We start from the raw sequence: 25,071 nt of genomic DNA on the forward strand, positions 1-25,071 counted from the left end.
CGCTCCCCTCAGCCTCCCGGTCTTCTCGGACTGCCGGTCTCCCTCCGGCTCCGCAGATCGCACGTCAGGCCCGCTCCCCGGTGCCTTTGGAGGGAGCTTCCAACAACTCCCGATTGATCCCCTGAAGGGCCGCTCCTACAGTCCGCTCGTCCGACCGCTCCCCCGGTCGACGTGCGCGCAGGAGCATCCCGATGAACGTTTCCCGATGGGCGGTCCCCGCCTCCTACTTCAGCATGGTGCTGGGCCTGACCGGCCTGGGCAACGGCTGGCGCGTGGCGGCGCGCCTGTGGGGCTTCCCGGCCTGGATCGGCGAGGCCGTCATGGCGGTGGCCGTCGCGGTGTGGGCGGTGTTGCTGGTCCGGTTCGCGATCAAGTGGATCGCGGTCCGCGAGGCGGCCAAGGCCGAGGCCGCGCATCCCATCCTGTGCTGCTTCATCGCGCTGGTGCCGGTGGCGACGATGCTCGCCGGCATCGGCGTGCTGCCCCATGCGCACGGCGCGGGGACGGCGATCATCCTGGTGGGCGTGGCGGCGTCGCTGCTGTTCGGGCTGTGGCGCCACGGCGGCCAGTGGCGCGGCGGCCGCGACGAGAAGACCACGACCACCGTGCTCTACCTGCCCACCGTCGGCGCCAACCTGGTGTCCGCGATCGCGATGTCGGCGCTCGGGTGGCCGACCTGGGGCCAGCTGTTCTTCGGCGCCGGCGTGCTGGCCTGGATCGTCCAGGAATCCATCATCCTGGGCCGCTTCCTGACCGTCGAACCGCTTCCGCTGGCGCTGCGGCCGACGGTCGGCATCCAGATGGCGCCGCCCGCCGTGTCGCTGCTGGCCTACGCGGCGGTCACCGTCGGTCCGCCGGACATCGTCGCCCGCATGCTGCTGGGCTACGCCATCGTGCAGGCGCTGATGGTGCTGCGGTTGATGCCGTGGATCCGCCAGCCGTTCACGCTGTCGTACTGGGCCTTCACCTTCGGCGCGACGGCGATCTCCACCGGCACGATGCGCTTCGCCGAGCGCGGCGACGATCCGGTGTTCACGACGCTCGCGCCGGTGCTCTTCGCGATGAGCAACGTCGTCATCGTCGGCCTGTCGATCGCGTCGGTGGTGTGGGTGCTGCGCGCGAAGCCGGCGACCCCGGCATCAGTGCCTCCAGCGACCGTCGCTCCGCGCTGAAGCGGCTCTTCAGCTCTGCACTGGTTCAGGCGATCTCGAGCAGGTCAACGCATCCGAGCGGATCTTCCCGGCTCGCCAGCGAGATGGCCAAGTTGGCCTTCGCAACCAGTTCGAGCGGTTTCAATTGTTGAACGTAGTGCCCATGCGTGATCCGGTCCATCCCGGCGCCGGCAAGTTTGGACACTGTGCGAAGACTCGCCGTGAGTGCCACGCTGTCCAACCTTGCGCCGTGGAGGATGAGATTGCGCTGGCGATACAGGCGATGGAAAGCATCGCCGATTGAATCCCTGATCGTCTGGAGTTCCGGACCTGGGTTTCCAAGCAACTTGTTCAATCGTGCGACAGCCGCTTGATCCGCCAGGGCGGGTAGTTGCGGCATGCGTCCTTCCAGGATCATCCTCGCGACCAGCCTGGAGCGTTCCCGGTTGACGCTGACGCCTTGCAGTTCCTGCGTCGAGCCCGGGTGTTTGCGCTGTGCTCGATACGACAGCGCCGTGAGCTCGGCCCTTGGGAAAGAGCAGGTGACCAGCGTGGCAAGGTTGTCGGCCGCGAGGGCTCGATCATTGGGATCCGCAAGTAGTCCTTCGATGGCGGCCCAGCCACCTGCGATGGCGGCTGGCGGGGAACTCCCCTCAAGATGCGCGAGCAGTTCGAGCGCCGCATCGACGTTCTGATTCGCGTCCGAAGAGAACACGCGATCCTCCCGGAATAGCTCCTTCACACCGACTCCGCGCGACGCCTCCCTCAGGGGCGCTGGTGCCGTGCTGCCCGCTACCCAGAGCAGTGGAAAGCGGTTCAATGTCTTGGCAGTCGCGATCAATGCCCGCGCGGCGTATCGGTCGGCGGTATCTCGTGCAGCTTTGGCCGCTCCCACAACATCCCTGGCCATGACCTCCAACACCATTGCCACAGGCGCGCGCACGTCCGCAGTGTCGAAGCCATGAAGTTGCAGCCAGGCCGGGACCTCCGGCCCGTGGAGCCAGTTCGTCGGAACGCCATTGGGCAATTCCGGAATGCTGGTGAACGCGAGCAACACCTGGAACGGCCGTCGCGGGCTCGCGGTCATCTCGCCGGAGAGCTCCTCGCACAACTGCGCCAGCGTGATCGGCGATTCCGCGCCGAGTCGTGCGCGGATGAAGCCGTTCAGATATTGCTCCGCAAAGCCCGCATCAAGCAGATGGGCTGCCACGCTTCGGGCGAAATGTTCAACAGTGAACTTCCCCGTCCCGCTGGCGATCGTCCCGCTCCAGCGCAACAGATAGTCCTTGGCCGCGCGCAAAGACAACTCACGGATGCCGAAGTGAGCGGCGCTGTCTGCGCGAGGCACTTGCCGGACCTGGTCGCGGAGAAAGGCCTTCTCTGACTCTGAAAAGGCGGGATGAACGCCCACGCGTCGTTGCAGCGACGTTGCGATGCGCTTGACCGAGCCCTCGCTGAGATGTCCTTGCCGCATCGCTTCGCAAGCTTCGAACAGCTCATCCATCGCCAGCACGATGCCGATTCCCCACAACGATCGGTGCCAAGGCATTCGGTCGGAAAGGAACTCCAGCAGCCGGCCGACTGCGACTCGTTCCAGCGGATTGACGGAGGTAAGCATGCGTCTTATTATTCTTTTTCGGGCAACAAGCTTGACCCACCCTCTAGCGGGGTACGACCCAAACGGAAGCGGCAGTCCGGCTGCTCAATCCAATTGGCTCACGCCCCCAGTTCCAAGAGGCCCCGCAGTGCGGGGCCTCTTTCTTTTCGCGGCCCCCAAATGGGGCATGCGAACATCTTTGAGTCGCTCCAAATGGGGGTTCAGCGTCGCGGTCGATCGTCGAACGGCGCGAACACGTCGGCGACCCAGTCGACGAACAGCCGCAGCTTCGCGCTCAGGTGCCGCGACGCCGGGTAGACCACGTGCAGCGGATGGCGCGGGCGGGTCCAGTCGTCGAGCACCGTGCGCAACGCGCCGCTCTGCAGATGCGGCGCCGCCGCGAAACGGAAGGTCTGCCCCAAGCCCGCGCCGGACAGCAGCGCGCTCAGGTGCGCGGTGCTCTCGTTGACGGCCATCACCGCTTCACCGGCGATCTGCAGGTGTTCGTCGCCTCGGTGGAACTCCAGCGGAAACGCCCGGCCCGTCAACGACGAGAAGTAGCCCGCGATCGCATGACCCGGCACACGCGATCGATCCTGGGGTCCATGGGCACGGGCGAGCAGCTCGGACGGATGCTTCGGCACGCCGCGCGCCTTCAGGTAGACCGGGCTGGCGCAGGTGACCCAATCGAGGTCGGCGATGCGGCGCGCGACCAGCGTGTTGTCCGCGAGCTCGCCGCCGCGTATCACGCAGTCGACGCCCTCACCGATGAGGTCGACGGGGCGGTCACTGACGCCGAGATCCACGTGCAGTTCGGGATGTCGCGCGCGGAAGTCCGGCAGGGCGGGGATCAGGATCATGTTCGCGAGCACCGAGCCGATGTCCACGCGCAACCGGCCCCGCGCCTGCGCGCGCGACTGCGCGGCCAGCTCGTCCATCTCCGCGAGATCCTCGATCAGGCGCCGGGCGCGCTCGTAGTAGGCCGCCCCTTCGGGCGTCACGCTGACGCGCCGCGTCGTGCGCTGCAGCAGCCGCGTGCCGAGGTGGCGCTCCAGGTCCTGCACCAGCTTCGTCACGGTGGGACGCGGGATGTTCATCGCGTCCGCAGCCTTAGAGAACGCGCCCGATTCGGCGATGCGCACGAAGACGCGCAGGGCAAGCAACTGGTCCATCGATCGATGTCTCCTCCTGAAGTCTTGATTATTCAGGATTGGGAAAAAAGAAGTCGAGTTCGACGGCTTTATTCGATAGATACGAATTCTTAAGCTTCGCTCACCTCTTCACCACTTCCTGAATGGAGCGAAACATGAGCAAGCAACTTGAAGGCAAGGTCGCCGTCGTCACCGGCGGCACCACGGGCATCGGCCTGGCGGCCGCGAAGGCCTTCGCGTCGGAAGGCGCGGTCGTCTACATCACCGGCCGTCGCAAGCCGGAGCTCGACGCCGCCGTCGCCGCGATCGGCCCGAACGCGATCGGCGTGCAGGCGGACTCGACGAAGCTGGCCGATCTGGATCGGCTGTATGCCGAAGTCGGCGAGCGCCACGGCCGCCTGGACGTGCTCTACGCCAATGCTGGCGGCGGCACGATGGCGCCGCTGGGCGAGCTGACCGAGCAGCATGTCGACGAGACCTTCGAGCGCAACGTCAAGGGCGTGATCTTCACGGTGCAGAAGGCGTTGCCGCTGCTGGACAAGGCCACGAGCGGCGCGTCGGTGATCCTGGCCGGATCGACGACGAGCTCGATGGGCACGGCGAACTTCAGCATCTACAGCGCGACGAAGGCGGCGGTGCGCAACCTGGCGCGCAGCTGGATCCTGGACCTGAAGGGCCGCGCGATCCGCATCAACACGCTGTCTCCCGGCCCGATCCACACGCCGGGTCTTGTGGAACTCGCCGGCCCCGATCCGGCCAACCAGCAAGGCCTGCTGGACTATCTGACCTCGCAGCTGCCGATCGGCCGCATCGGCCAGCCGGAGGACATCGCGAAGGCGGCGGTCTACCTGGCCTCGGACGCCTCGTCCTTCGTCACCGGCATCGAGCTGTTCGTCGACGGCGGCATGGTGCAGGCCTGAGCCTCAGATCTTCGACTCCCACGGCCGCGACAACCGCACGGCCCCGTTGATGATCCCCACCATCGAGTAGGTCTGGGGGAAGTTCCCCCAGAGTTCGCCGGTTTCCGGGTGGGTGTCCTCGGACAGCAGGCCGAGGTGGTTGCGCGAGGCGAGCAGCGCCTCGAACAGCTCCCGCGCCTGCTCGACGCGGCCGATGCGCGCGAGCGCGTCGATGCGCCAGAACGCGCAGATGTTGAACGAGGTCTCGGGCTTGCCGAAGTCGTCGGGCGCCTCGTAGCGACGCATGTAGGGGCCGTCGCAGAGCGAGGCCTCCAGCGCGTCGACGGTCTTGATGAAGCGCGGGTCCATCGGATCGATGAAGCCGACCTCGGTCATCAGCAGCACGCTGGCGTCGAGGTCCTTGCCGCCGAAGCTCTCGACGAAGGCCTGGCGTTTCTCGCTCCACGCGTTGTCGAGGATCTTCTGCTTGATCAGCGCGGCGCGTTCCTGCCAGAGCGCGGCGCGCTGCGGCAGCGCGAGCACGTTGGCGATCTTGGCCAGGCGATCGCAGGCGGCCCAGTTCATCAGCACCGACGAGGTATGGACGCGGGCCCGCGTGCGCAACTCCCACATGCTGGCGTCGGGCTTGTCGTGGATCGCGAAGGCCTGCTCGCCGGCGCGCTCCAGCAGCGCGAATTCGTCGATGCCGGCGCGCTGGTGCAGGCGGTGGTCGAAGAAGGACTGGGCCGAGCCCAGCACGATGTTGCCGTAGACGTCGTGCTGGAAATGCTCGTAGGCCTGGTTGCCCGCGCGCACCGGGCCCATGCCGCGGTAGCCGCGCAGGTGCGGGACCATGTACTCGGTGAGCTTGGCCTCCAGCCCGATGCCGTAGAGCGGCTGCACGTGGCCGTCCTTGGACTGGCCGATGATGTTGCGCATCCAGCGGAGGTAGTCCTCCATCGTGCCCGTCTCGGACAGGCTGTTGAGCGCGCGCACGACGAAGAACGCGTCGCGCAGCCAGCAGTAGCGGTAGTCCCAGTTGCGCTGCGTGTGCGGCGCCTCGGGCACGCTGGTGGTCATCGCGGCGACGATGGCGCCAGTCTCCTCGAAGAGGCACATCTTCAGCGTGATGGCGGCGCGGATCACCGCTTCCTGCCATTCGAGCGGGATGGCGAGCCGGCGCGTCCAGTCGCGCCAGTAGCTGATGGTCTTCTCCTCGAGCAGCCGGGCGGTGTCCTCGACGGCGCGGTCCAGGGTCTCGTCGGGGCCGAAGATGAAGCTCATCGGCATGTCGAGCGCGAAGGGCGTCTCTTCCTGCACGTAGGTGAGCGGCGCGTTGGTGGTCAGGCGGATGGTGCCTTCTGGGCCGACGAAGCGCAGGTGGTTGCTGCCGCGGGTGCGCGCCGGATGGGCGGAGCCCCACTGGATGACGGGCCGCAGGATGACGCGGATGCGCGGATGGCCCTGGATGGGGCGCATGCGGCGCACCAGCATCATGGGCCGGTAGGGGCGGTCGTTGAGGAAGAAGCGCGGCATGAAGTCGGTGACTTCGATCGCGTTGCCGTGCGTGTCGTAGAGGCGGGTGCGCAGCACGGCGGTGCCGTGGTCGTAGGACTGCTCGCTGCGGGAAAAATCTTCCAGCTCGACCTGGAAGGTGCCGTCAGGACCGATGCCGTCCGGGGAGTCGATGAGCGCGTGGAAGACGGGATCGCCGTCGAAGCGTGGGGCGCAGCACCAGACGACGCGGGCGCGGTCGTCGATCAATGCGCTGACGGCGCAGTTGCCGACGAGGCCCAGTTTCAGAGAGGCGGCTTCCATCGATCCTCCTTGTTCGTCTTCTTGCGATGTTGCACGGACGGGAACCGGGCAGCGGGCAAAGACCGTTCCCGTGAAGGGGCGCCGGCCCCGGCAAGGGCGATGAGCGATGGAAACAGAGTGTGGGGGGCCCGGAATCAGGCGTCGGCGTCCCCTGTCGACGCGATCAGGCTGTCGCGCAGCGCCGCGATGCTCTTCTGCACGCGGGAGAACTCGTCCGGCGAGAGACCGGTGGCGGCGAGCAGCGGGGTGTTCAGCTCCGTCGCCTTGTCGCGCAGCTTGCGGCCGCTGCGGGTCAGGCGCACGCGGACGATGCGTTCATCCGCCGGGTCGCGCTGGCGCTCGACGTAGCCCATCGCCTCGAGCTTCTTGAGCATCGGCGTCAGGGTGTTGGACTCGAGGAACAGCTTCGCCCCGAGGCTGCCGACGGTCTGGTCGTCCTCCTCGGCGAGGGCGACGACGGCGATGTACTGCGTGTAGGTCAGTCCCAACTGGTCCAGCATCGGCTTGTAGGCCCGGCCGAAGGCCAGGTTGGCGGAGTACACGGCGAAGCACAGGTACTCGGCGAGCGGGAATGCTTCGGCGGGCGACTTCTTGGCTGCGGACATCGGGATCCCTCGTGGTCGGATGCGTGGACGCCGCGCGTCCATCGCATGCGACTTTATCGTGCCTTCGATGTCCATGAATGCCGCATGCGTATTGATCGCATGCGACATATATGGGCAAGGAAAGTCGGCTCAGGCCGTCGTCACCGTCAACGCCATGTCGATGTTGCCGCGGACCGCCTTCGAGTAGGGGCAGGTCTGGTCCGCTTCGTGGACCAGCGCCTCGGCGACTTCCTGGTCGAGACCGGGCAGGCGCACGTTCAGGCGGGCTTGCAGGAAGTAGGCGTTGCCGGTCATGCCCAGGTCCACCTCGATGTCCACGGCCATGTCGTCGGGCAGTGTCAGCTTGCGGCCGCTGGCGGCCAGCCCGATGGCGCCGGTGAAGCAGGCCGACCAGGCGCCGGCGAAGAGCTGTTCCGCGGTCGGGTGGGGCACGATGGCGTCGAACTGGTGCGTAGGAGCGCCGGGGGCGGTCAAGGTCATGTTCACCTTGTAGTCGTGACGGCTGGCCTTGGAGCCGCCGCCCGCCACTTGCGTGTGGGTCTTGCCGGTCAGGAGGACTTTGTCGATCTTGGTCATGATGGATTCCAGGAAGTGATGGGAGGGAGGTTGTTGATCGGATGCGCTTAAATCGCATACGATGTAATAAATGTAGTGCAGGGAAACGGGAACGTCAAGCGGATGGTGATGTGGCTCGATCGGAGGAGCGGATGCGCGACGGCGGCTTCGGAAGCTGGGGTCAGCGGGCGCTTTCGTCCGATGCCGACGGGGCGTAGGCCGACGGCGGCGGAAGATCGTTCTTGAACGAGATGTCCGCGATGCCTGCTTCGTTCGCCCTGACCATCGCCGTGCCGACCTTGTCGTAGGAGGTCGTCGGCTCGGCGCGGATGAGCAGGGTGATCGGATCGCCCTGCTTCCGCCGGGTCTCGAGCGCCTGCAGCAACGCATTCGCGGCGATCGGACGCCCCTCGAAGGTCATGTCACCTTGCGCGCTGACGGTCAGCACAATCGTTGTACGCGGGCCGGGATCGCCGCAGGCGCACAGCGAGACAGCCAAGAGGATCGCGGCCAATGCCGCTGCAGGCTTCGACGGAAATGCAGGCACGATGAGGTCTCCGGCGGGCTCGACTTGAACCCTGCGGCGGAGCATAGCGACGGGTGGGGCGTTTCGCGCGAGTTAACCTGTCTTTCACGGCAACCTCATCAAGGTGAATGACATGGCGCTGAGCCTGCACTTCCATCCGCTCTCTTCGTTCTGCCACAAGGCGTTGATCGCGTTGAACGAGCTGGACATCGACGTCGAGCGGCGATTCCTCGATCTCGGCGATCCGGCGCAGCGGGCGGAGTTCCTCGCGCGCTGGCCGACGGGGAAGATGCCGCTCCTGGTGGACGGCGATCGCGTGGTGCCGGAGACCAGCGTGATCATCGAGTACCTCGCGAAGCGATACGGCCGGCCGGATCAGCAGTTGGTGCCGACGGATGAGGACGCGGCGCTGGAAGTGAGGTTGATGGACCGGCTGCTCGATCTCTACGTGATGCTGCCGATGCAGGCGATCGTCGGGGACCGCCTGCGCGCGGAGGCGGACCGCGATCCGATCGCGGTCAACAAGGCGCGCGGCACGCTGGCCATGGCGTATGGGATGTTGGAAGAGCGGCTCGCCGGCCGCGAGTGGGCTGCTGGAGAGCACTTCAGCATGGCGGACTGCGCGGCGGCGCCGTCGCTGTTCTATGCGGCGACGCTGGTGCCGTTCGGGGATGCGCAGAAACGGCTCGCGGCGTACTTCGAGCGGTTGATGCAGCGCCCGTCGGTCGTGCGCACGCTCGATGAGGCGAGGCCGTTCTTCAAGTTCTATCCGTATCGGGAGGCGTTGCCCTCAGAGTACCGGCCTCAGGAGGTTTGAGGCTGGCATCGAACCGGCAGCCACTCAAAGATCGCCGGGGTGTCGAGCCTCTCATCGCCTGTCCGGGCCGGCTGCTACTCCTCGATCCACCGCAACGCCGGCTCCGCGATCGCCACCTGCACCGCGCTGCCGGGAGCAATCTCCGCGTCCTCGTGCCTGCGCCACAGCGTCAGCGTCTGGCCTCCCGGCCCTTCGAGCTCGCACGCCACGCGTTGCTGCCCGGGATAGCTTGCCCGCAGCGTTGCCGTGAATCGCAGCGCTTCACAGGAAGCGTCGCTGGCGCCCTGTCCATCGGCGAGCACCAGTGCCTCCACCGGCGCGATCCAATGCCCGCTGTCTCGCCGCCATTCGCCGTCCAAGGTCTTCGCGTCCAACCGGTTGAAGATCCCCAGGAAGTCCGCCACCCGCCGGTTCGCCGGCGCGCGTCGCAGCTCGCGCGGCGACGCGCATTGCGCGATGACGCCGTCGAACATGACCGCCACGCGGTCGGCGATCTCGAACGCCTCCTCGCGGTCGTGCGTGACGATCACGCAGCTCTGTCCGAGCTCGCGCTGCAGTTGCCGGAACTGTCGCCGCAGCGGCAGCCGGAAGTGCTCGTCGAGCGCGGAGAACGGCTCGTCCATCAGCAGCAGCATCGGCCGCGTCGCCAGCGCCCGCGCGAGCGCCACGCGCTGGCGCTGACCGCCCGACAGCGCCTGAGGCAGCCGATCCGCCAACGCGCGCAGGTCGATGAGGTCGAGCAACTCGTCCGCCCGCTTGTCGGCGAGCGCTTCTTCCTCGCCGCGCGCCAGCGGGCCGAAGCGGATGTTCTCGCGCACGGAGAGATTCGGGAACAGCGCGTAGTGCTGGAACACCATGCCGATGTCGCGCTGCTGCGGCCGCAGCGACTGGACGAACTGACCCGCCATCGCAATGGACCCGCGGTCCAGACGCTGCAGTCCCGCGATCGAGCGCAGCAGTGTCGTCTTGCCGCAGCCCGAGGCGCCGAGCAGCGCGACGACCTCGCCGCGTGCCAGGGTCAGGTCGATGCCGCGCAGCACCGGCCGGCCGCCCAGCGCCAGCTCCGCGCCGCGGACCGCGAGTTGCGCCGGCAGGTCGGTATCGGGGGAGGTCGAAGGAGCAGTCGATGTCATCGCACGGAGGTCGTTGAAGTGAGGTGGGGACGTGAGGGCGTGGCGAGGCGTGCGCTCATCGGCTCTACGCGCCCGAAGTCCAGCGGCGGGTGAGCGCGGCGACCGCCGCGACCACCGCGCCGACACCAGCGAAGGCCAGCACCATCAGCGCCGCCGCCTGGTGGCCGTTGGCGTTGCGCAGGCTGTTCATCAGCGGTTGGAGCAGCTCCAGCTGTCCGCCGAGCAGCAGGTTCGCGATCGCGAATTCCATCGCCGCCGTGACCCACGCGAGCAGGAACGCGGCGAGCAGCGCCGGCGCCAGCATCGGCAGCAGCACGCGTCGCACGGTGTGGCCGTCGCTCGCGCCGAGCGTGCGGCCGGCTTCGATCAGCGAGGCTGCGTTCAGCTGCGCGAGCGCCGATTGCAGCGTCTTGTGGATCAATGGGAACAGCGTCGGCGCGACCACCGCGACGTAGACCAGCGGGAGCGGCAACCAGCCGCCCCAGCGGCCGACGAAGAGCTCCAGCGCGCTGATCGCGATGACCACCGGCGCGATCGCGAAAGGCAGCAGCGCGACAAGGTCCAGCGTGCGCTGCAGCCGCCGGGCGGCCGGGCCATCGTCGAGTTGCACCGCGAGGGCCGCGGGAATCGTCGCCAGCGCGCCGCAGACCAGCGCCAGGGTCGCGCTCGCCAAGGCGAGCAGCGTCGTGCGCAGCACCGCGCCTTGCACGCGCGGATCGACGACGGCATCGACGATCCAGCGCAGCGTCGGATCCTCCGGCCACCAGTGGCGATCCCATCGCCCGGTGAGGCCGTAGACCAGCAGGGCCATCATCGGCACGAGCACCACGATCAGCAGTGACGCCAGCGCGAGCGCCGAGATCACGGGACGGTTCGTGGTGGAGGTCGACGCGGCACTCATGCGCGGCCCTTCCGAAGTCGCGCGGCCAGCCAGCGCGTCAGGCCGATCACCATCGCGAGCATCGCGAACAGCACCAGCGCGAGCAGCGCCGACAGCTCGGGCTGCGCAAAGATGTCGCCGCTGACCAGCGAGGCGATCCGCACCGCGAGCACGTGCGCTGCGGTGCCGCTCAATGCGAACGGCGTGGCGAAGGCCGCCGCCGCATTGGCGAAGAGCAGACCGAAAACCTCCACCAGGCTCGGCAGCATCAGCGGCAGCCCGACGCGCCGCCAGTACAGCACCGGCCCCGCGCCGAGCGTGGCCGCCGCGTCCTGCAGCGAGCCGTCCAGCATCTTCACCGGCGCGATGAGCAGCAGCGTCGCGAGCGGTGCCTGGAAGCAGATGTAGGCGAGGAGCAGCCCGTCCAGCCCCTGCAGGTCGACCCACGGCGCAAGCCCGGCCGCCTGCATCGTCGCCGTCACCACGCCCTGCGCGCCGAAGAGCAGCAGCAGCGCCACCGCCAGCGGCACGCCGGAGAAGTTGGCGCCGAGGCTGGCGAGCAGCGTCACCGAGGACTCCAGCCGGGGAACGCGCAGCAGCGCGATCGCCGCGCCGAGCCCGATGACCAGGCCGATCAACGCCGAGAGCGTGCCCAGCCACAGCGTGTTCCAGGCCGCTTCGACGTAGTAGCTGTCGGCGGTCAACTCGCCGACGGCGCATCCGTTGCCTTGACCGATGCAGTCACCCAGCAATGCAATGGCGCGCCAGCCGAAGGGCAGCAGCAACGCGGCGGCCGTGAGCAGGAGCAGCGGCCCGGCGAGGCGCGTGGCGGTCCGCGCGTTCAGGCTCATGCGAGCGCGCCGCCCGTGGCGTCCTTGATGCCCAGCCGCGCCAGGATCCAGTCGGCGATGCCGGTCTGGCGCTCGGGCAGGTCCAAGCCCACCGCGCCGTCATGCGGCACCCAGACCAGCGGGACCTCGCGCTCGACCGGCAGCGGGCCGCCGTGCATGCGGTCGGCGTTCATGCCATGGTCGCTGGTCACCAGCAGGTCGAAGCCGTCCGCGTGCCAGCGCGGCAGCAGTTGCGCGAGCAGCATGTCGAGCTTGCGCGCGCTCATCGCGTACTGCGTCGATTCACCGCCGTGCACATGGCCCGCGAGGTCCGGTCCCATCGGATGGATGAAGAGCAGCGACGGACCTTGCGCCGGCAGGTGAGCGCGGCGCAGCGCTTCAGCGTCGGCGAGCAGGTGGCTGTCGGGGTAGTCGTCTTCCCAGTACCAGCGCGCCGCCTGGATGCCGCAACCGGCCGGCACCGCGTCGCGATGGCGCAGCGGATCGAAGACCTCGCCCGCCAGCAGTTCGTAGAACCAGTGATAGGCGGCGACGGCCGCCGGCACGCCCTGCGCGTCCAGGCGCTGGAACAGGTGATGCGACAGCGCCTGTCCCGCCTGCCCGTTGCCGAGGATGCCGTGCGTCAACGGCGGCTCGCCGTTGATCACCGTCGCGTACAGCGGGCGCGACAGGCTCGGCAGCTCGCAGCGCAGCGAGCGCCATTGCGCGCGGCCCGCCTCGTTGAGCGCCTGCAGGTAGCCCATGTAATCGCGCGCGGTGTCGGCGCGCAGGCCGTCGGCGAGCAGCACGACCAGCTTGCGCGCCGGATCCGCCGCCTGCGCAATGGCGGCGGCTGCCTCTGCCGCCGCGTCGATCGAGGACGAGGAGGCGGGCAGGGAGGCTGGCGGAGCGCTGGAGATCGATGTGGCCGCAGCCGTGGACGTGGGCGCTCCGGCGCCCGTCGAGGCGCCGGGAAATGGCGGAGGAAGAGGGCCGGTGCTCGGGGTCATCGTGCCGCTCCCACCACGTCGCGCTGCCACGCGCGCGGCAGCTTCTTGACCTCTTCGGTCCACACGGCCGGCTTCAGCGCGCGCGCCTTCGCGTACTGCGCCTCGGGCACGAGCAGCGCCTTCAGGTCCGCGGGCAGCGGCAGCTGCGCGATGCGGATCGGCCGCGCATGGCCACGCGCGAGGTTCATCTGGCCGGCGTCGCTGAAGATGTATTCCCGCGCCAGCATCGCCGCGTTGGGACGCTGCGACCAGCGGTTGAGGATCGTCGTGTAGCCGCTGGTGATCGAGCCGTCGGAGGGGATCAGCACCTCGTAGTCCGCCGCGTTGGGCAGCTTCGCGCGGTACGACAGCGCGTTGAAGTCCCACAGCAGGAAGACGTCGGCCTCGGCGCGCTCCATCAACGCGGGCGTCGCATTGGTGCCGATCAGCCGTTTGTCCTTCGCGATCTGCGCGAATGCGGCCAGGGCCGGCTGCAGCTTCGTCTCATCGCCGCCCAGCGCCACCGCTGCGGCCAGCACCGCCGCGTTGGACTGCGCCGCGCGGCCGACCTCGCCGATCATCACGCGCGCCTTGGACGCGAACAGCGCCTGCCAGCTGCGCGGCACGTCCTTGAGCCGCTTGCGGTTCACCGCGAACGCGATCGTGCCGGTGTACGCGAGCGCCCAATGGCCTTCGGCATCCTTGGCCCAGTCCGGCACCTGCGCCCAGGTCGTCGGCTTGTAGGGCTGCGTGATGCCGCGCGCCTTCGCGATCGCGCCGAATTCGAAACCCACGTCGCCGATGTCCGCGCTCGCGTTGGACTTCTCGGCTTCGATCTTGGCGATCTCCTCGGCGCTGCTCATGTCGGTGTCGACGTGCGCCAGGCCGTACAGCCGCTGCAGGTCGGCCCAGGTCGCGCGCCAGTTGGCCCAGTCGTCGGGCATGCCCAGGCTGTTCACGCGGCCTTCCTTGCGCGCCGCAGCCATCAACGCGTCCAGCGCCGCCGAGGCCGGCTGGCCGCCTTGCGCCCGGGCGTCAAACGCAAAAAGCCCGAACGAGGCGGGCAGGAGGGCGGGCAGGGTGGCGGGCACCAGGGCAGGCAGCGATGCGGGCAGGGTCCGCAGCAGGCTGCGTCGGGACAAGGTCATGCGGTCTTCTCCTTGGCCGGGAAACGCAGGCCCGACAGCGTCAGTTCCTTCGTCACCTTGGCCTTTCCATTCACGTCGCACAGCGCGAAGCGCAGGCGAAGATCATCCTCCCCTTCGGTGACAGGCTCGACATCGAGCACGCCGAAGTTCAGCTCCGCCATCACCGCCGAACGCCGGTTGCGGTTGGGCGTGGGGATGTCCCAGACCTCGGTCAGGCCGCTGGAGGTCGCGTCCCACAACGGGTAGCCGCCGGCGACGTCCACGCTGGAGAGCTCCGCGTAATGCATGTCGCCGCTGAGGAAAACGACGCCTTCCGCGCGCGTCGTGCGGATCAGTTCGACCAGCCGCGCGCGTTCCCGCGGGAAGTTGGCCCAGCCTTCCCAGCCGCTGCCGTCCGCCGCGAACTGCACGCTGGAGCCGATCAGCCGCACGTCCGCCGGCACGCGCAGCTGAGCCTCGAGCCAGGTCCATTGCGCTTCGCCGAGCAGCGTCGCCTCGGGCCGCGCGTCGGGCACGTACCAGCCGGTCATCGGCTGTCCGCTGAGCTTGGCCCGCAGCACCATCGCCGCGTAGCTCGACTTCAGCGACGGATCCGCCGTCAGCATCGTGCGGTTGAAGCGCAGGTCCGGCAGGATCACCTGGATGCGGCGGCCGAGCGCCTCGAAGACATAGCTCTGGTAGATGCCGTCCGCGCGCCGGCGCGGCGAGTCCGCCGGCTCGTTCCACGCGTCGCAGAACAGCTGCTGCGAGAGCTGCTTCAGCGGGTAGTCCGCGCCTTCGTCGTCGTCGCCGAAGTCGTGGTCGTCCCAGATCGCGACGTGGCGCGTCGAGCGCCGGAAGGCCTGCAACGGCTCGACCGCCATGAACTCGGCGTAACGCTGCCGCAGCGTGGCCGCGTCGCGGGCGTCGGCGTACAGGTTGTCGCCGAGGAAGACGAACAGGTCCGGCTTCGCCGCCCCGATCGCGCGCCAGATCGGCTGCGGCTTGGACTGCTTCGCGCAGGACCCGAAGGCGACGCGGAAGCGCCGCGGCGCCTCCGCATCGACCTTCGTGATGAGGTCGGCAGCCGGGGCCGCCGGTTCCGACGTGGCACAGCCCGCCAGCGGCACCGCCATCGGCGCCGCCAGCGAACCCGCCAGCAGCTGACGGCGTGTCAGCCGGGCGCCCGCCTTCACGGTGTTCTCCGCGGGCCCCTTCACGTCATCGACGTCCCCGGCCATGGCCTCAGAACTTCCCGGTCAGCGTCACGAAGAACTGACGGGGGGCGCCCGGCAGCAACGTGGCGTAGGTGCCCGTCGGGTCGCTGTTCGTGAAGCCGTTCGAGCCGATCGTCGAGATGTAGTGCTTGTCGAACAGGTTGGTCACGCTGCCCTGCAGGCTCAGCTCGCGCAGCATCGAGACGTTCTTCAGCTTGTAGCCGGCGCTGACGTTCACCAGCGTGCGGTCCGGGACCGAAGCGTCGTTGGTGTACGAGTAGTAGCGCTTGGACATGTAGTCCACGCCGATGTTGCCGAACAGCGCGCCGTCGTCATAGCTGAGCTGCGACTTGATCATCGTGTCCGGCGCGTCGGCCACGCGCTTGCCGCGGATCGCGATCGTGTCGGTGCCGCTGACGACGTTGTCGCGGTAGGTCGACTTGGACAGGCTCACGCTGTTGTACCAGCTGATCGCCGACGCCAGGCGGAAGGACAGCGCCGCTTCCACGCCGGTGGCGCGCACGTCGCCGACGTTGGACAGCACGACCGGGTTGCCCTGGATGCCGGAGCCTTGCTGCACGCTCAGCAGTCGGTCCTTGAAGTTGACCAGGTAGGCGCTGACCGAGCCTTCATAACCGCGGCCGCTGGTGCGCCAGCCGGCTTCGACGGTGTCGGAGGTCTCGGGCTTCAGGCTGCCCTTGATCGCGTCGAAGCCGGCGGTGGTCGTCGCGAACGGCGAGGTGCCGGTCGCCGCGCCCTGGTAGGCGCGCATGTTGCGGGCCAGCGTGCCGTAGAGCTCGTTGTTGGCCGACAGGCGATAGTTGATGCCCAGCTGCGGCAGGAAGCCCTTCTCCGCGCTGATCGAGCCCGACGGCATGCCGGTGCCCGCTTCCAGCTGACCATCGATCTTGACCTTCAGTGCCTTGAAGCCGGCGCCGACGGTCAGGTCCTTCGCGACCGACCAGGTGTCGGACAGCGAGAACTGCGAGGTCTTCGTGTTGAACGCGTACTGCCACTGCGTCAGGAACGGATTGCTCGGGAACTGGTAGACGCTGGTGTTGGCCGAGGCGGCGTAGAAGCGGCGGGCCTGGTCGAAGTCGTTGTCCTCGAACCAGACGCCGGCCTTGACCAGGTGGTCGCCGAGGTCGAACTCGGCGTTGGAGACCACGCCGCCGCGCTTGATGCCGTACTCGGTCGTGCGCACCGAGATCGGCGTGCCGTCCGGCGAGGCCTGGTACGGCGTGAACCACAGGCCCATGCCCTTGTTGTGGTGGTAGTAGGCGGTCGTCTTCCAGGTGATGTTCTGCGCCAGGCGCAGGTCGGCGGAGACGCCGTAGAGCTCGTCGTTGCGCAGGCCGGCGCCGGCGTAGTACTGGTCGTCGCAGGCGGCGACGTAGGTGCTGCCGTTGTTGCCGCACAGCGTGTTGGCGGCGTTGATCGCGGCGTTCCAGTTCGGGTAGAAGTTGTCGAGCGTGTCGCCCTTGCGCTTGATCAGGTCCAGCGACAGATCCTGGTAGTCCACTTCCTTGCGGCGCGAGGTGTTGATGAAGGCCGACAGGCGGCTGTCACCGATCGCCTTGGTCCACTTCAGGTTCCACTGCTCCTGCTTCTGCTTGCCGTCGCCCTTCCACTTGTCAGCGTCCTGGTTGGTGTAGCTGATGTAGAAATCGCCGGCGACCGTGCGGCCGCTGTCCACGCGCAGGAAGGTGCGGGTGGCGGAATCGCTGCCGACGGTCTGCGAGGCGCGGAAGCCGAACTTGTCCAGCGGGTCGCTCGAATAGAACTGCAGCGTGCCGCCCAGGTTGCTGGACGAGGCCGCTTCCAGCGCGCCGGCGCCTTGCGACAGCGAGGCGCGTCCGACGTTCTCGCTCGAGATCGCGCGGCTGATGTGCAGGCCGTTGAAGTTGCCGTAGGACATGTCGCCGAGCGGCACGTCGTCGAGCGTGAAGCCCAGCTGGTTCTGCGAGAAGCCGCGCACTGTGAAGCGGGTCGACCACTCGTAGTTGCCCAGGCCGTCGGCGGACTGGAAGTTCACGCCGGGCAGGCGGGCGACGGTCGCCAGCGGGCTGCTGCCGGCCAGGGCGTTGTCGAACTCGGTCTGGCTCAGGCTCTGCACGGAGCGCAGCTGGCCGCGGCCGACGGAGACGGTGACGCGTTCGAGCTCGGAGCGTTCGGAGGACGAGGCGGCCGTCGTGTCGGCGGACTTCGCGGCGTCGGTCGATTGGGCGGCGGCGGGGGTCAGGTAGGCCAGGCTGAGGGCCAGGACCAGGGCGGTGGGCATCGGGTGCTTCATGGTGGGGACTCGGTGCGTTGAGGTGTCGGAGGAGGCGTCGAAGGAGGCTCGAAAAGGAAGCCGGTTTGACTAACGAACGACCCGCACTGTCACAACCGTCCACGACAAGACAACGACAAACACGAAAAACCACAGCCTTCTTCGCGTCAGGTGCTGGATATCCACAACATCACAAATAAATCCTCAAACTGTCATGAAGGCGCTGCGTGGATTTGGGTGAATGCGAAGTCCGGTGACGGCTGAACCCATCGACAGGGATGCGGCGGGCCAGGCACCGGCAGGGAGAACGAGCGATCCATGTGGTCCCAGGAACGACACGACAAAATCCTCTTGCTGCTGCGGGAGCGGCACCGCCTCACGACCGACGAGGCGGCGCGCGAGCTCGGCGTCTCGCGCGAGACGGTGCGGCGCGACCTGATCGAGCTGGAGCAGGGCGGCAAGCTGGCCCGCGTGCACGGCGGCGCGGTGCAGTCGGAGGTGCCGGCCGAGGCCAGTTATGCGGAGCGGGCGCAGTCGCGCCGGCGGCAGAAGCAGGCGATCGCGCGGCAGGCGCTCACGCTGGTGAAGCCGGGGATGAGCCTGTTCATCGATGCGGGGTCGACGACGCATGCGCTGGCGCAGGCGCTGGCCCAGGCGCAGGAGCTGCGGGTGATCACGAACTCGGTCGCGGTGTGCGACGCGATGGCGGGGCGCCAGGGGCACGAGCTGCTGATGCTCGGCGGGGCGTATGTGCCGGAGACGTCGGGGACCTTCGGGGAGTTCACCGTCGCGGAGATCGCGCGGCATCGCGTGGACATCGCGCTGATCTCGCCGACGGCGCTCGACGCGCGGCAGGGCGCGTCAAGCTATCTCTGGGCGGAAGTGGCGGTGGCGCAGGCGATGCTCGCCCGTGCGCGGCAACGTGTGCTGCTCGCCGACTCCAGCAAGCTCGGGCAGAGCAGCCGGATGCAGGTCTGCGATTGCGCCGACATTGATGTGCTGGTCACCGACAACGAAGCAGATCCTCAGGAGCTGGATCGGCTCACGCGCGCCGGAGTGGCGCAGGTGATGCTCTGATCAGAACAGCGCCATGCTCAGCTTGCGGCGGTACTGGTCGACCAGCGGGTCGGCCGGGGCCACGGTGCTATGGCCGGACAGCTGCAGGCCGCCCGCCTGCGGCGCAGCAGCGCCATGTGCCTGCTGTGCGGGCTTCGTCATGATCTCGAGGATCGAAACATAGGTCTTGCGCGCCAACTGGTCGTTCCAGGTCTTGTCACGCATGATGATCTCGAGCAGCTCTTCCATCGCGCCGGTGAAGTCGCGGCCCGCGAAGAGGCCCTGCGCCAGCGCGAAGCGCGCGTCGAAATCCCGCTTGTTGTTCGCGATCGCCGATTGCAGCGCCGCCGGGTCCAGGCCTTGCTCGGCACGTTCCGCGGCAGCGATCCAGGCGGCGAGCGCCTGGAATCTCGCGTGCGGCGTGATGGTGTCCGCGGCCTGGTGCGCCACCGGCGCGAACGCGGCCTTGGCATGTTCCAGCTGGTCGTCTTCCAGCAACGCGCGGATCAGGTCGAAACGCGCCACCTCGTTGTTCGGATCGGCCTGCACCGCCGCCTGCAGCTTCTCCAGCGCGCCGTCGGCATCGCCTTCTTCCAGCAGCGCCTGCGCCTCGGCCAGGTCCTCCTCGGCTTCCAGCGCTTCGCCGGTGGGCACGTGGCGGTCCAGGAACTCGCGGATCTGCGCTTCCGGGATCGCGCCGACGAAACCGTCCACCGGCTGACCGCCGACGAACATCACGCAGAACGGAATCGAGCGCACGCCGAAGGCCTGGCTCAGCTGCGTGGCGATCTCCGGCTGGTCGTCGCTGTTGAGCTTGGTCAGCTTCCAGCGGCCGGCGTAGGCGACCTCCAGCTTCTCCAGCATCGGTCCCAGCGTGCGGCAGGGGCCGCACCACGGCGCCCAGATGTCGAGCAGCACGGGCTGCTGCATGGAGGCCTGCAGGAGGTCGGCTTCGAAGTTTTGGAGGGTGATGTCGGTCATGGTGGGGAGCAGGGCGGAAGCAGACAGTCGACGCGGGCCGGACGGGACTCGAACGGCAAGAACGGCACCTGAGGCTGCCCGCCTACAATTCAAGGTTTCACGATTTGACAGATCGAGGACCGACCCGTGAGCAGCGCCACCACTCCCGACATCGCCCCCGTCATCGGCGTGGTCATGGGCTCCAGCAGTGACTGGGAGACCATGAAACACGCCGCCGACATTCTCACCGAGTTCGGCGTGCCGTTCGAGGCGCGGGTGGTTTCGGCCCACCGCATGCCGGACGAGATGTTCACCTATGCCGAGCAGGCCGAAGGCCGCGGGCTGCGGGCGATCATCGCCGGCGCCGGCGGCGCCGCCCACCTGCCGGGCATGCTGGCCGCCAAGACGCTGGTGCCGGTGCTCGGCGTGCCGGTCGCCAGCCGCCATCTGCAGGGCGTGGATTCGCTGCACTCGATCGTGCAGATGCCCAAGGGCATCCCCGTCGCGACCTTCGCCATCGGCAACGCCGGCGCGGGCAACGCGGCGCTGTTCGCCGTGGCCGTGCTGGCCCGCGACAACCCGGACCTGCGCGCGAAGCTCGACGCCTTCCGCAAGCGCCAGACCGCCGCCGCCACCGCGATGACCGAGGAGCTGCGCTGATGCCGCTGCTGCCGGGTGACGCGACGCTGGGCGTGCTGGGAGGCGGCCAGCTGGGCCGCATGTTCGTCCACGCCGCCCAGGCGCTGGGGTACCGCTGCGTGGTGCTGGACCCGGATGCGTCCAGCCCCGCCGGCGCCGTCGCCCAGGAACACTTGAAGGCGGACTACCTGGATCCGGCGGCGCTCGACGACCTCGCGCGCCGCTGCGACGCGATCACCACCGAATTCGAGAACGTGCCCGCCCGCGCGCTGGAGCACCTGGCGCGGGCGCGCGTGGTCGCGCCCGGCGCGGCAGCCGTGGCGGTCTGCCAGGACCGGGCCCGCGAGAAGGCCCACTTCGACGCCAGCGGCGTGCCTTGCGCGCCGTATGCCGTGCTGCGGAGCGGCGCCGATGCGGCCGCCGATCTGGCCGCCGTGCCCGACTCGCTGCTGCCCGGCATCCTGAAGACGGCGCGCCTCGGCTACGACGGCAAGGGACAGCGCCGCGTCACGGACCGCGCGCAACTCGTCGCCGCTTTCGATGAACTCGGCCGCGTCGATTGCGTGCTCGAACAGATGCTGCCGCTCGCGCTGGAACTCAGCGTGCTGGTCGTGCGCGGCGCGGATGGCGAGGTCGTGACCTTCCCGGTCCAGCAGAACCTGCACCGCGACGGCATCCTCGCGGTGACCGAGGTGCCCGCGCCCGACGTCGACGAGGCGCTGCAGGCGCAGGCGCGCCGCTCGGCCGCCGCGATCGCGACCGGCATGGCTTATGTCGGCGTGCTGTGCGTGGAGTTCTTCGTGCTGAAGAACGGCCGCCTGGTCGTCAACGAGATGGCGCCGCGCCCGCACAACTCCGGTCACTACACGATGAACGCCTGCGACGTCTCGCAGTTCGAGATGCAGGTCCGCGCGATGGCCGGCCTGCCGCTGCGCGAGCCGCGCCTGCATTCGCCGGTGGTGATGCTGAATCTGCTGGGCGATCTGTGGTTCGACGCGGATGGCCAGGAGCGGACGCCCGACTGGGCCGGCGTGCTGGCGCTGCCCGGCGCCGAACTGCATCTGTACGGCAAGGCGCAGGCGCGCCATGGCCGCAAGATGGGCCACCTGAACGTGATCGGCGCGACCGCCGAGGACGCCCGCGCGAGCGCACGCCGCGCCTGTGCGCTCCTCGGCCTGCCCGAGACGTGGTGAGGACGAGGACGTGGTGACGGCTTCCGGCGCCCTGGTGCTCGACGGGCAATCGCCGGAGGCGGTGCGCGCCACCGCGCGCGTGCTCGCTGCGGGCGAACTGGCGGGCGTGCCGACCGAGACGGTCTACGGCCTCGCGGCGCGCGCCGACCAGGACGAGGCCGTGGCGAAGATCTTCGCCGCGAAGGGCCGCCCGAGCGACCATCCGCTGATCGTGCACGTGCTCGACGAGCAGGGCGCCCGGGTCTTCGGGCAAGACCTGCCACCGGTCGCCCACAAGTTGATCGAAGCCTTCTGGCCCGGCCCGCTGACGCTGATCGTCCGGCGCGTGCCCGGCATCGCCGCGGCCGCCGCCGGCGGACAGGACACGGTGGGCCTGCGCTGCCCGTCGCACCCGGTCTTCCGCGCGCTGATGTCGGAGTGCCGCGCCCTCGGAGTCGAGGGCCTGGCGGCGCCCAGCGCCAACCGCTTCGGCCGCGTCAGTCCGACCACCGCCGCCCATGTCGCCGACGAGTTCGACCCCGGCCTGACCGTGCTGGACGGCGGGCCCTGCGACGTCGGCATCGAATCGACCATCGTCGACGTCAGCCGCGGCGGCCTGGTGCTGCTGCGGCCCGGCGTGCTGACGCCGGCGCAGCTGGAAGCCGCGGCGGGCCTCGCTTTACATGCGCCGGATGCCCAGGCGCCACGCGCCTCGGGCACACTCGCTGCGCACTACGCGCCGCGGGCGACGGTCCGGCTGATGGGCTCGGAAGAGTTACGCGCCGCGCTGTCGGGCAACCGTCCGGCGGGGCTGGCGGTATATTCCCGCACGTCCTTCGCCGGGACGGGCGCCTCCGCGCTGCACCGGGCCATGCCGGCCCAGGCGCGCGCGGCGGCGCGTCAGCTGTTTGCCGTCCTGCGCGAGCTGGACGCGGCGGGCGCGACGGAGATCTGGATCGAGGCGCCCCCGCAAGAGGCCGCCTGGGATGGGGTGCGGGACCGCTTGTCCCGCGCGGCGGCGGCCTTTGCGCCCCGCTGAGTTTTCGAGATTTGGAGAGTTCATGAAGAGTGTGAAGCGCCACCTGGCCGTGCTGCTGGGTGCGACCGCGATGCTGGCAGCCTGCGGTGGCGGCGGCGAGCAGATCGACCCGTTCCGTGCAACGCGCGTCATCGCCTTCGGCGATGAGACGAGCACCATCCGCACCGACGGCACGAAGTATTCGATCAATGGCACGGACGCGACCACCTCGGCCGTGACCTGCACCTTGAACCAGGTCTGGACGCAGCAGGTCGCCGCGCGTTTCGGGCTCGTGTTCGCCGAATGCAATCCGGACAAGCTGGCCACGCCGACCGCGCGCATGTACGCCGCGGCCGGTGCCAAGGTCGCCGACGTCACGGCGCAGATCGACCGCCAGTTCGCGCTCGACGGCTTCAATCCGAAGGACCTGGTCACCATCCTGGCCGGCGCCAACGACGTGCTCGAGCTCTACGCGCAGTACCCCGCGCAGGACGCCGGCACGCTGGGCAACGCGGCGCAGGCGCGCGGCGAGGCCCTGGCCGCGCAGGTGAACCGCATCGTCGACGCCAACGGCCGCATCATCCTGTCGACCGTGCAGGACATGGGCCTGTCGCCGTTCGCGATCCGGGAGAAGGCGGTCCACGCCGACACCGACCGCGCCGCGCTGCTGTCGGAACTGTCGAGCCGCTTCAACGCCGGCATGCGCCTGAAGATCCGCAACGACGGCCACTACATCGGCCTCATCCTGACCGATGAGCTGATGGGCACGATGAGCCGTTTCCCGACGCTGTACTCCGCGTCCAACTCGACGGACGCCGCCTGCCTGGCGAGCTCGCTGCCGCCGATCTGCACCGACAAGACGCTGGTGGCCAACGCCACGTCGGCCACGCACATGTGGGCCAGCGACCGCCTGGTCGGTCCGGTGATGCACAACAACATGGCCTCGCAGGCCATCAACCGGGCGACGAACAACCCGTTCTAAAGCCGATCCAGCCGCGCGCATCGCGCGCAGCTTGATGACAGGAGTGTTGCAGCCGCGCCTCGAAAGGGTCAGGTTGTGCGTCCGTCATCCCAACGACCCTGGCATGCTGTGGCTTGTCAGGGTTTTCCTTTTGTAAGCGTCGCGCGACGTGCGCTTAAAGTGATCCCTGAGAAAAACGAACGACCGTTCGATTTAGTGCCGACCGCGATTGCCGGGACGGTGCAGACGACGGAGACAACCCCTGGAGAAGTCCGAATGAACAGCCAATTCAAACTGGCCAGCCTGACTCTGGCCGCCGCGGCATTGCTGAGCGCTTGCGGTGGCGGTAGCGACGCGTCGAGCGACGATCCCCCGCCGGCGCGCGGCACCCTGGAACTGGGCCTGAAGGTCGGTGCGGCCACCGCCGCCCAGATCGACGCGGGCACCGCGGCGAAGGGCGTGCAGGCCATCAGCGGCAAGGCCGCCTGCGATGTGGACGTGCGCTACGTCTACTACTGGACGCGTGATCCCCAGGGCCTGCCGGCCACCGCCTCCGCCGCCGTGCTGGTGCCGGCCGGCACCGGCGCCGCCTGCACGGGCAACCGCCCGGTGGTGCTCTACGCCCACGGCACGACGACGGACCAGGCCTACAACATCGCCCAGATCGATTCCAACGCCGAAGGCTCGCTGGTCGCGGCGTTCTACGCCGCCCAGGGCTTCATCGTCGTGGCGCCGAACTACCTGGGCTATGACCGCTCGGGCCTGCAGTACACGACCTACCTGAATGCCGAGCAGTCCGCGATCGAGATGATCGACGCGATGCGCGCCGCGAGAACCCACCTGGCCGCCGAAAGCGCCGTGACGCCGTCGGCCAAGCTGCTGCTGGCCGGCTACTCGCAAGGCGGTCACGTGGCGATGGCGACGCAGAAGGTGATGGAACGCGACTACGCGACCGAGTTCCCCGTCACCGCCGCCGCGCCGATGTCCGGCCCGTACAACCTGGTCGGCTTCAGCGACACGATCGTCAACACCGGCCCGGTCAACGCCGGCGCGACGCTGTTCCTGCCGCTGATGCTGACCAGCTACCAGAAGGCCTACGGCAACATCTACTCGTCGCCGAGCGACGTGTACGCGGCGCAGTTCGCGGCGACCTCGGAAACGCTGTTCCCGTCGAAGAAGTCGATCACCACGCTGATCCAGGAAGGCAAGCTGCCGAACGATCCGACCTTCACCAACCTGTTCGGCACCGGTGGCCTGCTGAACCCGGCGTTCAAGACTGCGTACCCGACCTCCAACTTCCGCAAGGCGTTGCAGACCAACACGCTGCTGGGCTGGACGCCGAAGGCGCCGGTCGCGCTGTGCGGCGGCTCGGGCGACCCGACCGTGTACTTCACCAACACCGTCCAGGCGCAGGCCGACTTCGCCTCGCGCAACAAGCTGTACCCGGCGTCCAACCTGGAAAGCTCGGCCTCGATGGCCTGGGCCGGCCAGGTGACGGCCGCCACGATCGCGGGCGGCTTCGCGCAAGCCAAGGCGGCCACGTCCGCCGCGGCGGGTGGCGGCGCGGCCGGTGCGGCAGCGGTGCAGGGCGCCTATCACGGCACGCTGGTCCCGCCGTTCTGCAATGCGCTGGCACGCGGCTTCTTCCAATCGGTCCTGGCTGCTCAGCCGTAATCGCCGACGACCAGAACGGAGACA

23 protein-coding genes are annotated in these 25,071 nt (G+C 68.6%); 9 read left to right on the forward strand and 14 right to left on the reverse strand.

What is annotated here, in order from left to right; translation table 11 throughout:
* Nucleotides 1-191: 191 nt before the first annotated feature.
* The gene (gene tehA / locus AC07OZ_RS12300; protein WP_495467395.1) at nucleotides 192-1,172 is read left to right on the forward strand and encodes a dicarboxylate transporter/tellurite-resistance protein TehA; all 981 of its coding nucleotides are present in this window, start codon (nucleotides 192-194) and stop codon (nucleotides 1,170-1,172) included.
* A 25-nt stretch (nucleotides 1,173-1,197) separates the two neighbouring features.
* On the opposite strand, the gene AC07OZ_RS12305 is transcribed toward tehA, so the two are convergent.
* Nucleotides 1,198-2,769, reverse strand: a complete 1,572-nt coding sequence (locus AC07OZ_RS12305; protein ID WP_495467396.1) for an integrase — start codon at nucleotides 2,767-2,769, stop codon at nucleotides 1,198-1,200.
* Nucleotides 2,770-2,969: 200 nt separating this feature from the next.
* Nucleotides 2,970-3,920 carry a LysR substrate-binding domain-containing protein gene (locus AC07OZ_RS12310; protein WP_495467397.1) on the reverse strand — a complete coding sequence of 317 codons (951 nt, stop codon included), beginning with the start codon at nucleotides 3,918-3,920 and terminating at the stop codon, nucleotides 2,970-2,972.
* A 134-nt stretch (nucleotides 3,921-4,054) separates the two neighbouring features.
* On the opposite strand from AC07OZ_RS12310, the gene AC07OZ_RS12315 reads away from it, so the two are divergent.
* On the forward strand, nucleotides 4,055-4,819 hold the full coding sequence (locus tag AC07OZ_RS12315) for an SDR family NAD(P)-dependent oxidoreductase (protein ID WP_495467398.1): 765 nt from the start codon (nucleotides 4,055-4,057) through the stop codon (nucleotides 4,817-4,819).
* Nucleotides 4,820-4,822: 3 nt separating this feature from the next.
* On the opposite strand, the gene AC07OZ_RS12320 is transcribed toward AC07OZ_RS12315, so the two are convergent.
* The 4 genes from AC07OZ_RS12320 to AC07OZ_RS12335 all read right to left on the reverse strand — a co-directional run bounded on the left by AC07OZ_RS12320 (nucleotide 4,823) and on the right by AC07OZ_RS12335 (nucleotide 8,290).
* Nucleotides 4,823-6,616, reverse strand: a complete 1,794-nt coding sequence (locus AC07OZ_RS12320) for a glycoside hydrolase family 15 protein (protein WP_495467399.1) — start codon at nucleotides 6,614-6,616, stop codon at nucleotides 4,823-4,825.
* A gap of 134 nt (nucleotides 6,617-6,750) precedes the next feature.
* A complete protein-coding gene (locus AC07OZ_RS12325; protein ID WP_495467400.1) occupies nucleotides 6,751-7,221 on the reverse strand; it encodes a MarR family winged helix-turn-helix transcriptional regulator in 471 nt (156 codons plus the stop codon).
* A gap of 129 nt (nucleotides 7,222-7,350) precedes the next feature.
* Nucleotides 7,351-7,797: an Ohr family peroxiredoxin gene (locus AC07OZ_RS12330; RefSeq protein ID WP_495467401.1), complete on the reverse strand. Its 447-nt coding sequence runs from the start codon at nucleotides 7,795-7,797 to the stop codon at nucleotides 7,351-7,353.
* A 160-nt stretch (nucleotides 7,798-7,957) separates the two neighbouring features.
* Entirely contained in the window at nucleotides 7,958-8,290 is a 333-nt protein-coding gene (locus AC07OZ_RS12335; RefSeq protein ID WP_495467402.1) for an ExbD/TolR family protein, read from the reverse strand.
* A gap of 145 nt (nucleotides 8,291-8,435) precedes the next feature.
* Between AC07OZ_RS12335 and AC07OZ_RS12340 the strand changes: the two genes are divergently transcribed.
* On the forward strand, nucleotides 8,436-9,119 hold the full coding sequence (locus AC07OZ_RS12340; protein WP_495467403.1) for a glutathione S-transferase family protein: 684 nt from the start codon (nucleotides 8,436-8,438) through the stop codon (nucleotides 9,117-9,119).
* Between the two features lie 74 nt (nucleotides 9,120-9,193).
* Here the strand turns inward: AC07OZ_RS12340 and AC07OZ_RS12345 are convergent, their stop codons facing one another.
* The 7 genes from AC07OZ_RS12345 to AC07OZ_RS12375 all read right to left on the reverse strand — a co-directional run bounded on the left by AC07OZ_RS12345 (nucleotide 9,194) and on the right by AC07OZ_RS12375 (nucleotide 17,588).
* Nucleotides 9,194-10,252 carry an ABC transporter ATP-binding protein gene (locus AC07OZ_RS12345; protein WP_495467404.1) on the reverse strand — a complete coding sequence of 353 codons (1,059 nt, stop codon included), beginning with the start codon at nucleotides 10,250-10,252 and terminating at the stop codon, nucleotides 9,194-9,196.
* 64 nt (nucleotides 10,253-10,316) lie between these two features.
* Nucleotides 10,317-11,153, reverse strand: a complete 837-nt coding sequence (locus AC07OZ_RS12350) for an ABC transporter permease subunit (protein ID WP_495467405.1) — start codon at nucleotides 11,151-11,153, stop codon at nucleotides 10,317-10,319.
* On the reverse strand, nucleotides 11,150-11,983 hold the full coding sequence (locus AC07OZ_RS12355) for a hypothetical protein (protein ID WP_495467406.1): 834 nt from the start codon (nucleotides 11,981-11,983) through the stop codon (nucleotides 11,150-11,152). Before AC07OZ_RS12355 ends, AC07OZ_RS12350 begins: the two co-directional genes overlap by 4 nt.
* Entirely contained in the window at nucleotides 11,980-12,972 is a 993-nt protein-coding gene (locus AC07OZ_RS12360) for an alkaline phosphatase family protein (protein ID WP_495467407.1), read from the reverse strand. The genes AC07OZ_RS12355 and AC07OZ_RS12360 overlap by 4 nt, the downstream gene beginning before the upstream one ends.
* Nucleotides 12,969-14,099, reverse strand: coding sequence for an ABC transporter substrate-binding protein (locus AC07OZ_RS12365; protein ID WP_495467408.1), 1,131 nt, complete (start codon nucleotides 14,097-14,099; stop codon nucleotides 12,969-12,971). The genes AC07OZ_RS12360 and AC07OZ_RS12365 overlap by 4 nt, the downstream gene beginning before the upstream one ends.
* Nucleotides 14,096-15,319 carry an alkaline phosphatase D family protein gene (locus tag AC07OZ_RS12370; RefSeq protein ID WP_495467409.1) on the reverse strand — a complete coding sequence of 408 codons (1,224 nt, stop codon included), beginning with the start codon at nucleotides 15,317-15,319 and terminating at the stop codon, nucleotides 14,096-14,098. The genes AC07OZ_RS12365 and AC07OZ_RS12370 overlap by 4 nt, the downstream gene beginning before the upstream one ends.
* Nucleotides 15,320-15,323: 4 nt before the next feature.
* Nucleotides 15,324-17,588: a TonB-dependent receptor gene (locus AC07OZ_RS12375; RefSeq protein WP_495467410.1), complete on the reverse strand. Its 2,265-nt coding sequence runs from the start codon at nucleotides 17,586-17,588 to the stop codon at nucleotides 15,324-15,326.
* A 297-nt stretch (nucleotides 17,589-17,885) separates the two neighbouring features.
* Between AC07OZ_RS12375 and AC07OZ_RS12380 the strand changes: the two genes are divergently transcribed.
* On the forward strand, nucleotides 17,886-18,644 hold the full coding sequence (locus tag AC07OZ_RS12380; protein ID WP_495467411.1) for a DeoR/GlpR family DNA-binding transcription regulator: 759 nt from the start codon (nucleotides 17,886-17,888) through the stop codon (nucleotides 18,642-18,644).
* On the opposite strand, the gene AC07OZ_RS12385 is transcribed toward AC07OZ_RS12380, so the two are convergent.
* Nucleotides 18,645-19,604 (reverse strand): tetratricopeptide repeat protein, encoded by a 960-nt coding sequence (locus AC07OZ_RS12385; protein ID WP_495467412.1) that lies wholly within the window; start codon nucleotides 19,602-19,604, stop codon nucleotides 18,645-18,647.
* Between the two features lie 174 nt (nucleotides 19,605-19,778).
* Between AC07OZ_RS12385 and purE the strand changes: the two genes are divergently transcribed.
* From purE to AC07OZ_RS12410, 5 genes are all read left to right on the forward strand, one after another.
* Nucleotides 19,779-20,243, forward strand: a complete 465-nt coding sequence (purE, locus tag AC07OZ_RS12390; RefSeq protein ID WP_495467973.1) for a 5-(carboxyamino)imidazole ribonucleotide mutase — start codon at nucleotides 19,779-19,781, stop codon at nucleotides 20,241-20,243.
* The gene (locus AC07OZ_RS12395; protein WP_495467413.1) at nucleotides 20,243-21,415 is read left to right on the forward strand and encodes a 5-(carboxyamino)imidazole ribonucleotide synthase; all 1,173 of its coding nucleotides are present in this window, start codon (nucleotides 20,243-20,245) and stop codon (nucleotides 21,413-21,415) included. Before purE ends, AC07OZ_RS12395 begins: the two co-directional genes overlap by 1 nt.
* Nucleotides 21,416-21,446: 31 nt before the next feature.
* Nucleotides 21,447-22,433 carry an L-threonylcarbamoyladenylate synthase gene (locus tag AC07OZ_RS12400; protein ID WP_495467974.1) on the forward strand — a complete coding sequence of 329 codons (987 nt, stop codon included), beginning with the start codon at nucleotides 21,447-21,449 and terminating at the stop codon, nucleotides 22,431-22,433.
* Between the two features lie 22 nt (nucleotides 22,434-22,455).
* Nucleotides 22,456-23,394 carry an SGNH/GDSL hydrolase family protein gene (locus tag AC07OZ_RS12405; RefSeq protein WP_495467414.1) on the forward strand — a complete coding sequence of 313 codons (939 nt, stop codon included), beginning with the start codon at nucleotides 22,456-22,458 and terminating at the stop codon, nucleotides 23,392-23,394.
* Between the two features lie 255 nt (nucleotides 23,395-23,649).
* On the forward strand, nucleotides 23,650-25,047 hold the full coding sequence (locus AC07OZ_RS12410; RefSeq protein WP_495467415.1) for an alpha/beta hydrolase family protein: 1,398 nt from the start codon (nucleotides 23,650-23,652) through the stop codon (nucleotides 25,045-25,047).
* Nucleotides 25,048-25,071: the final 24 nt, after the last annotated feature.

This window comes from Roseateles sp. GW821-FHT09G03, from assembly GCF_059416045.1.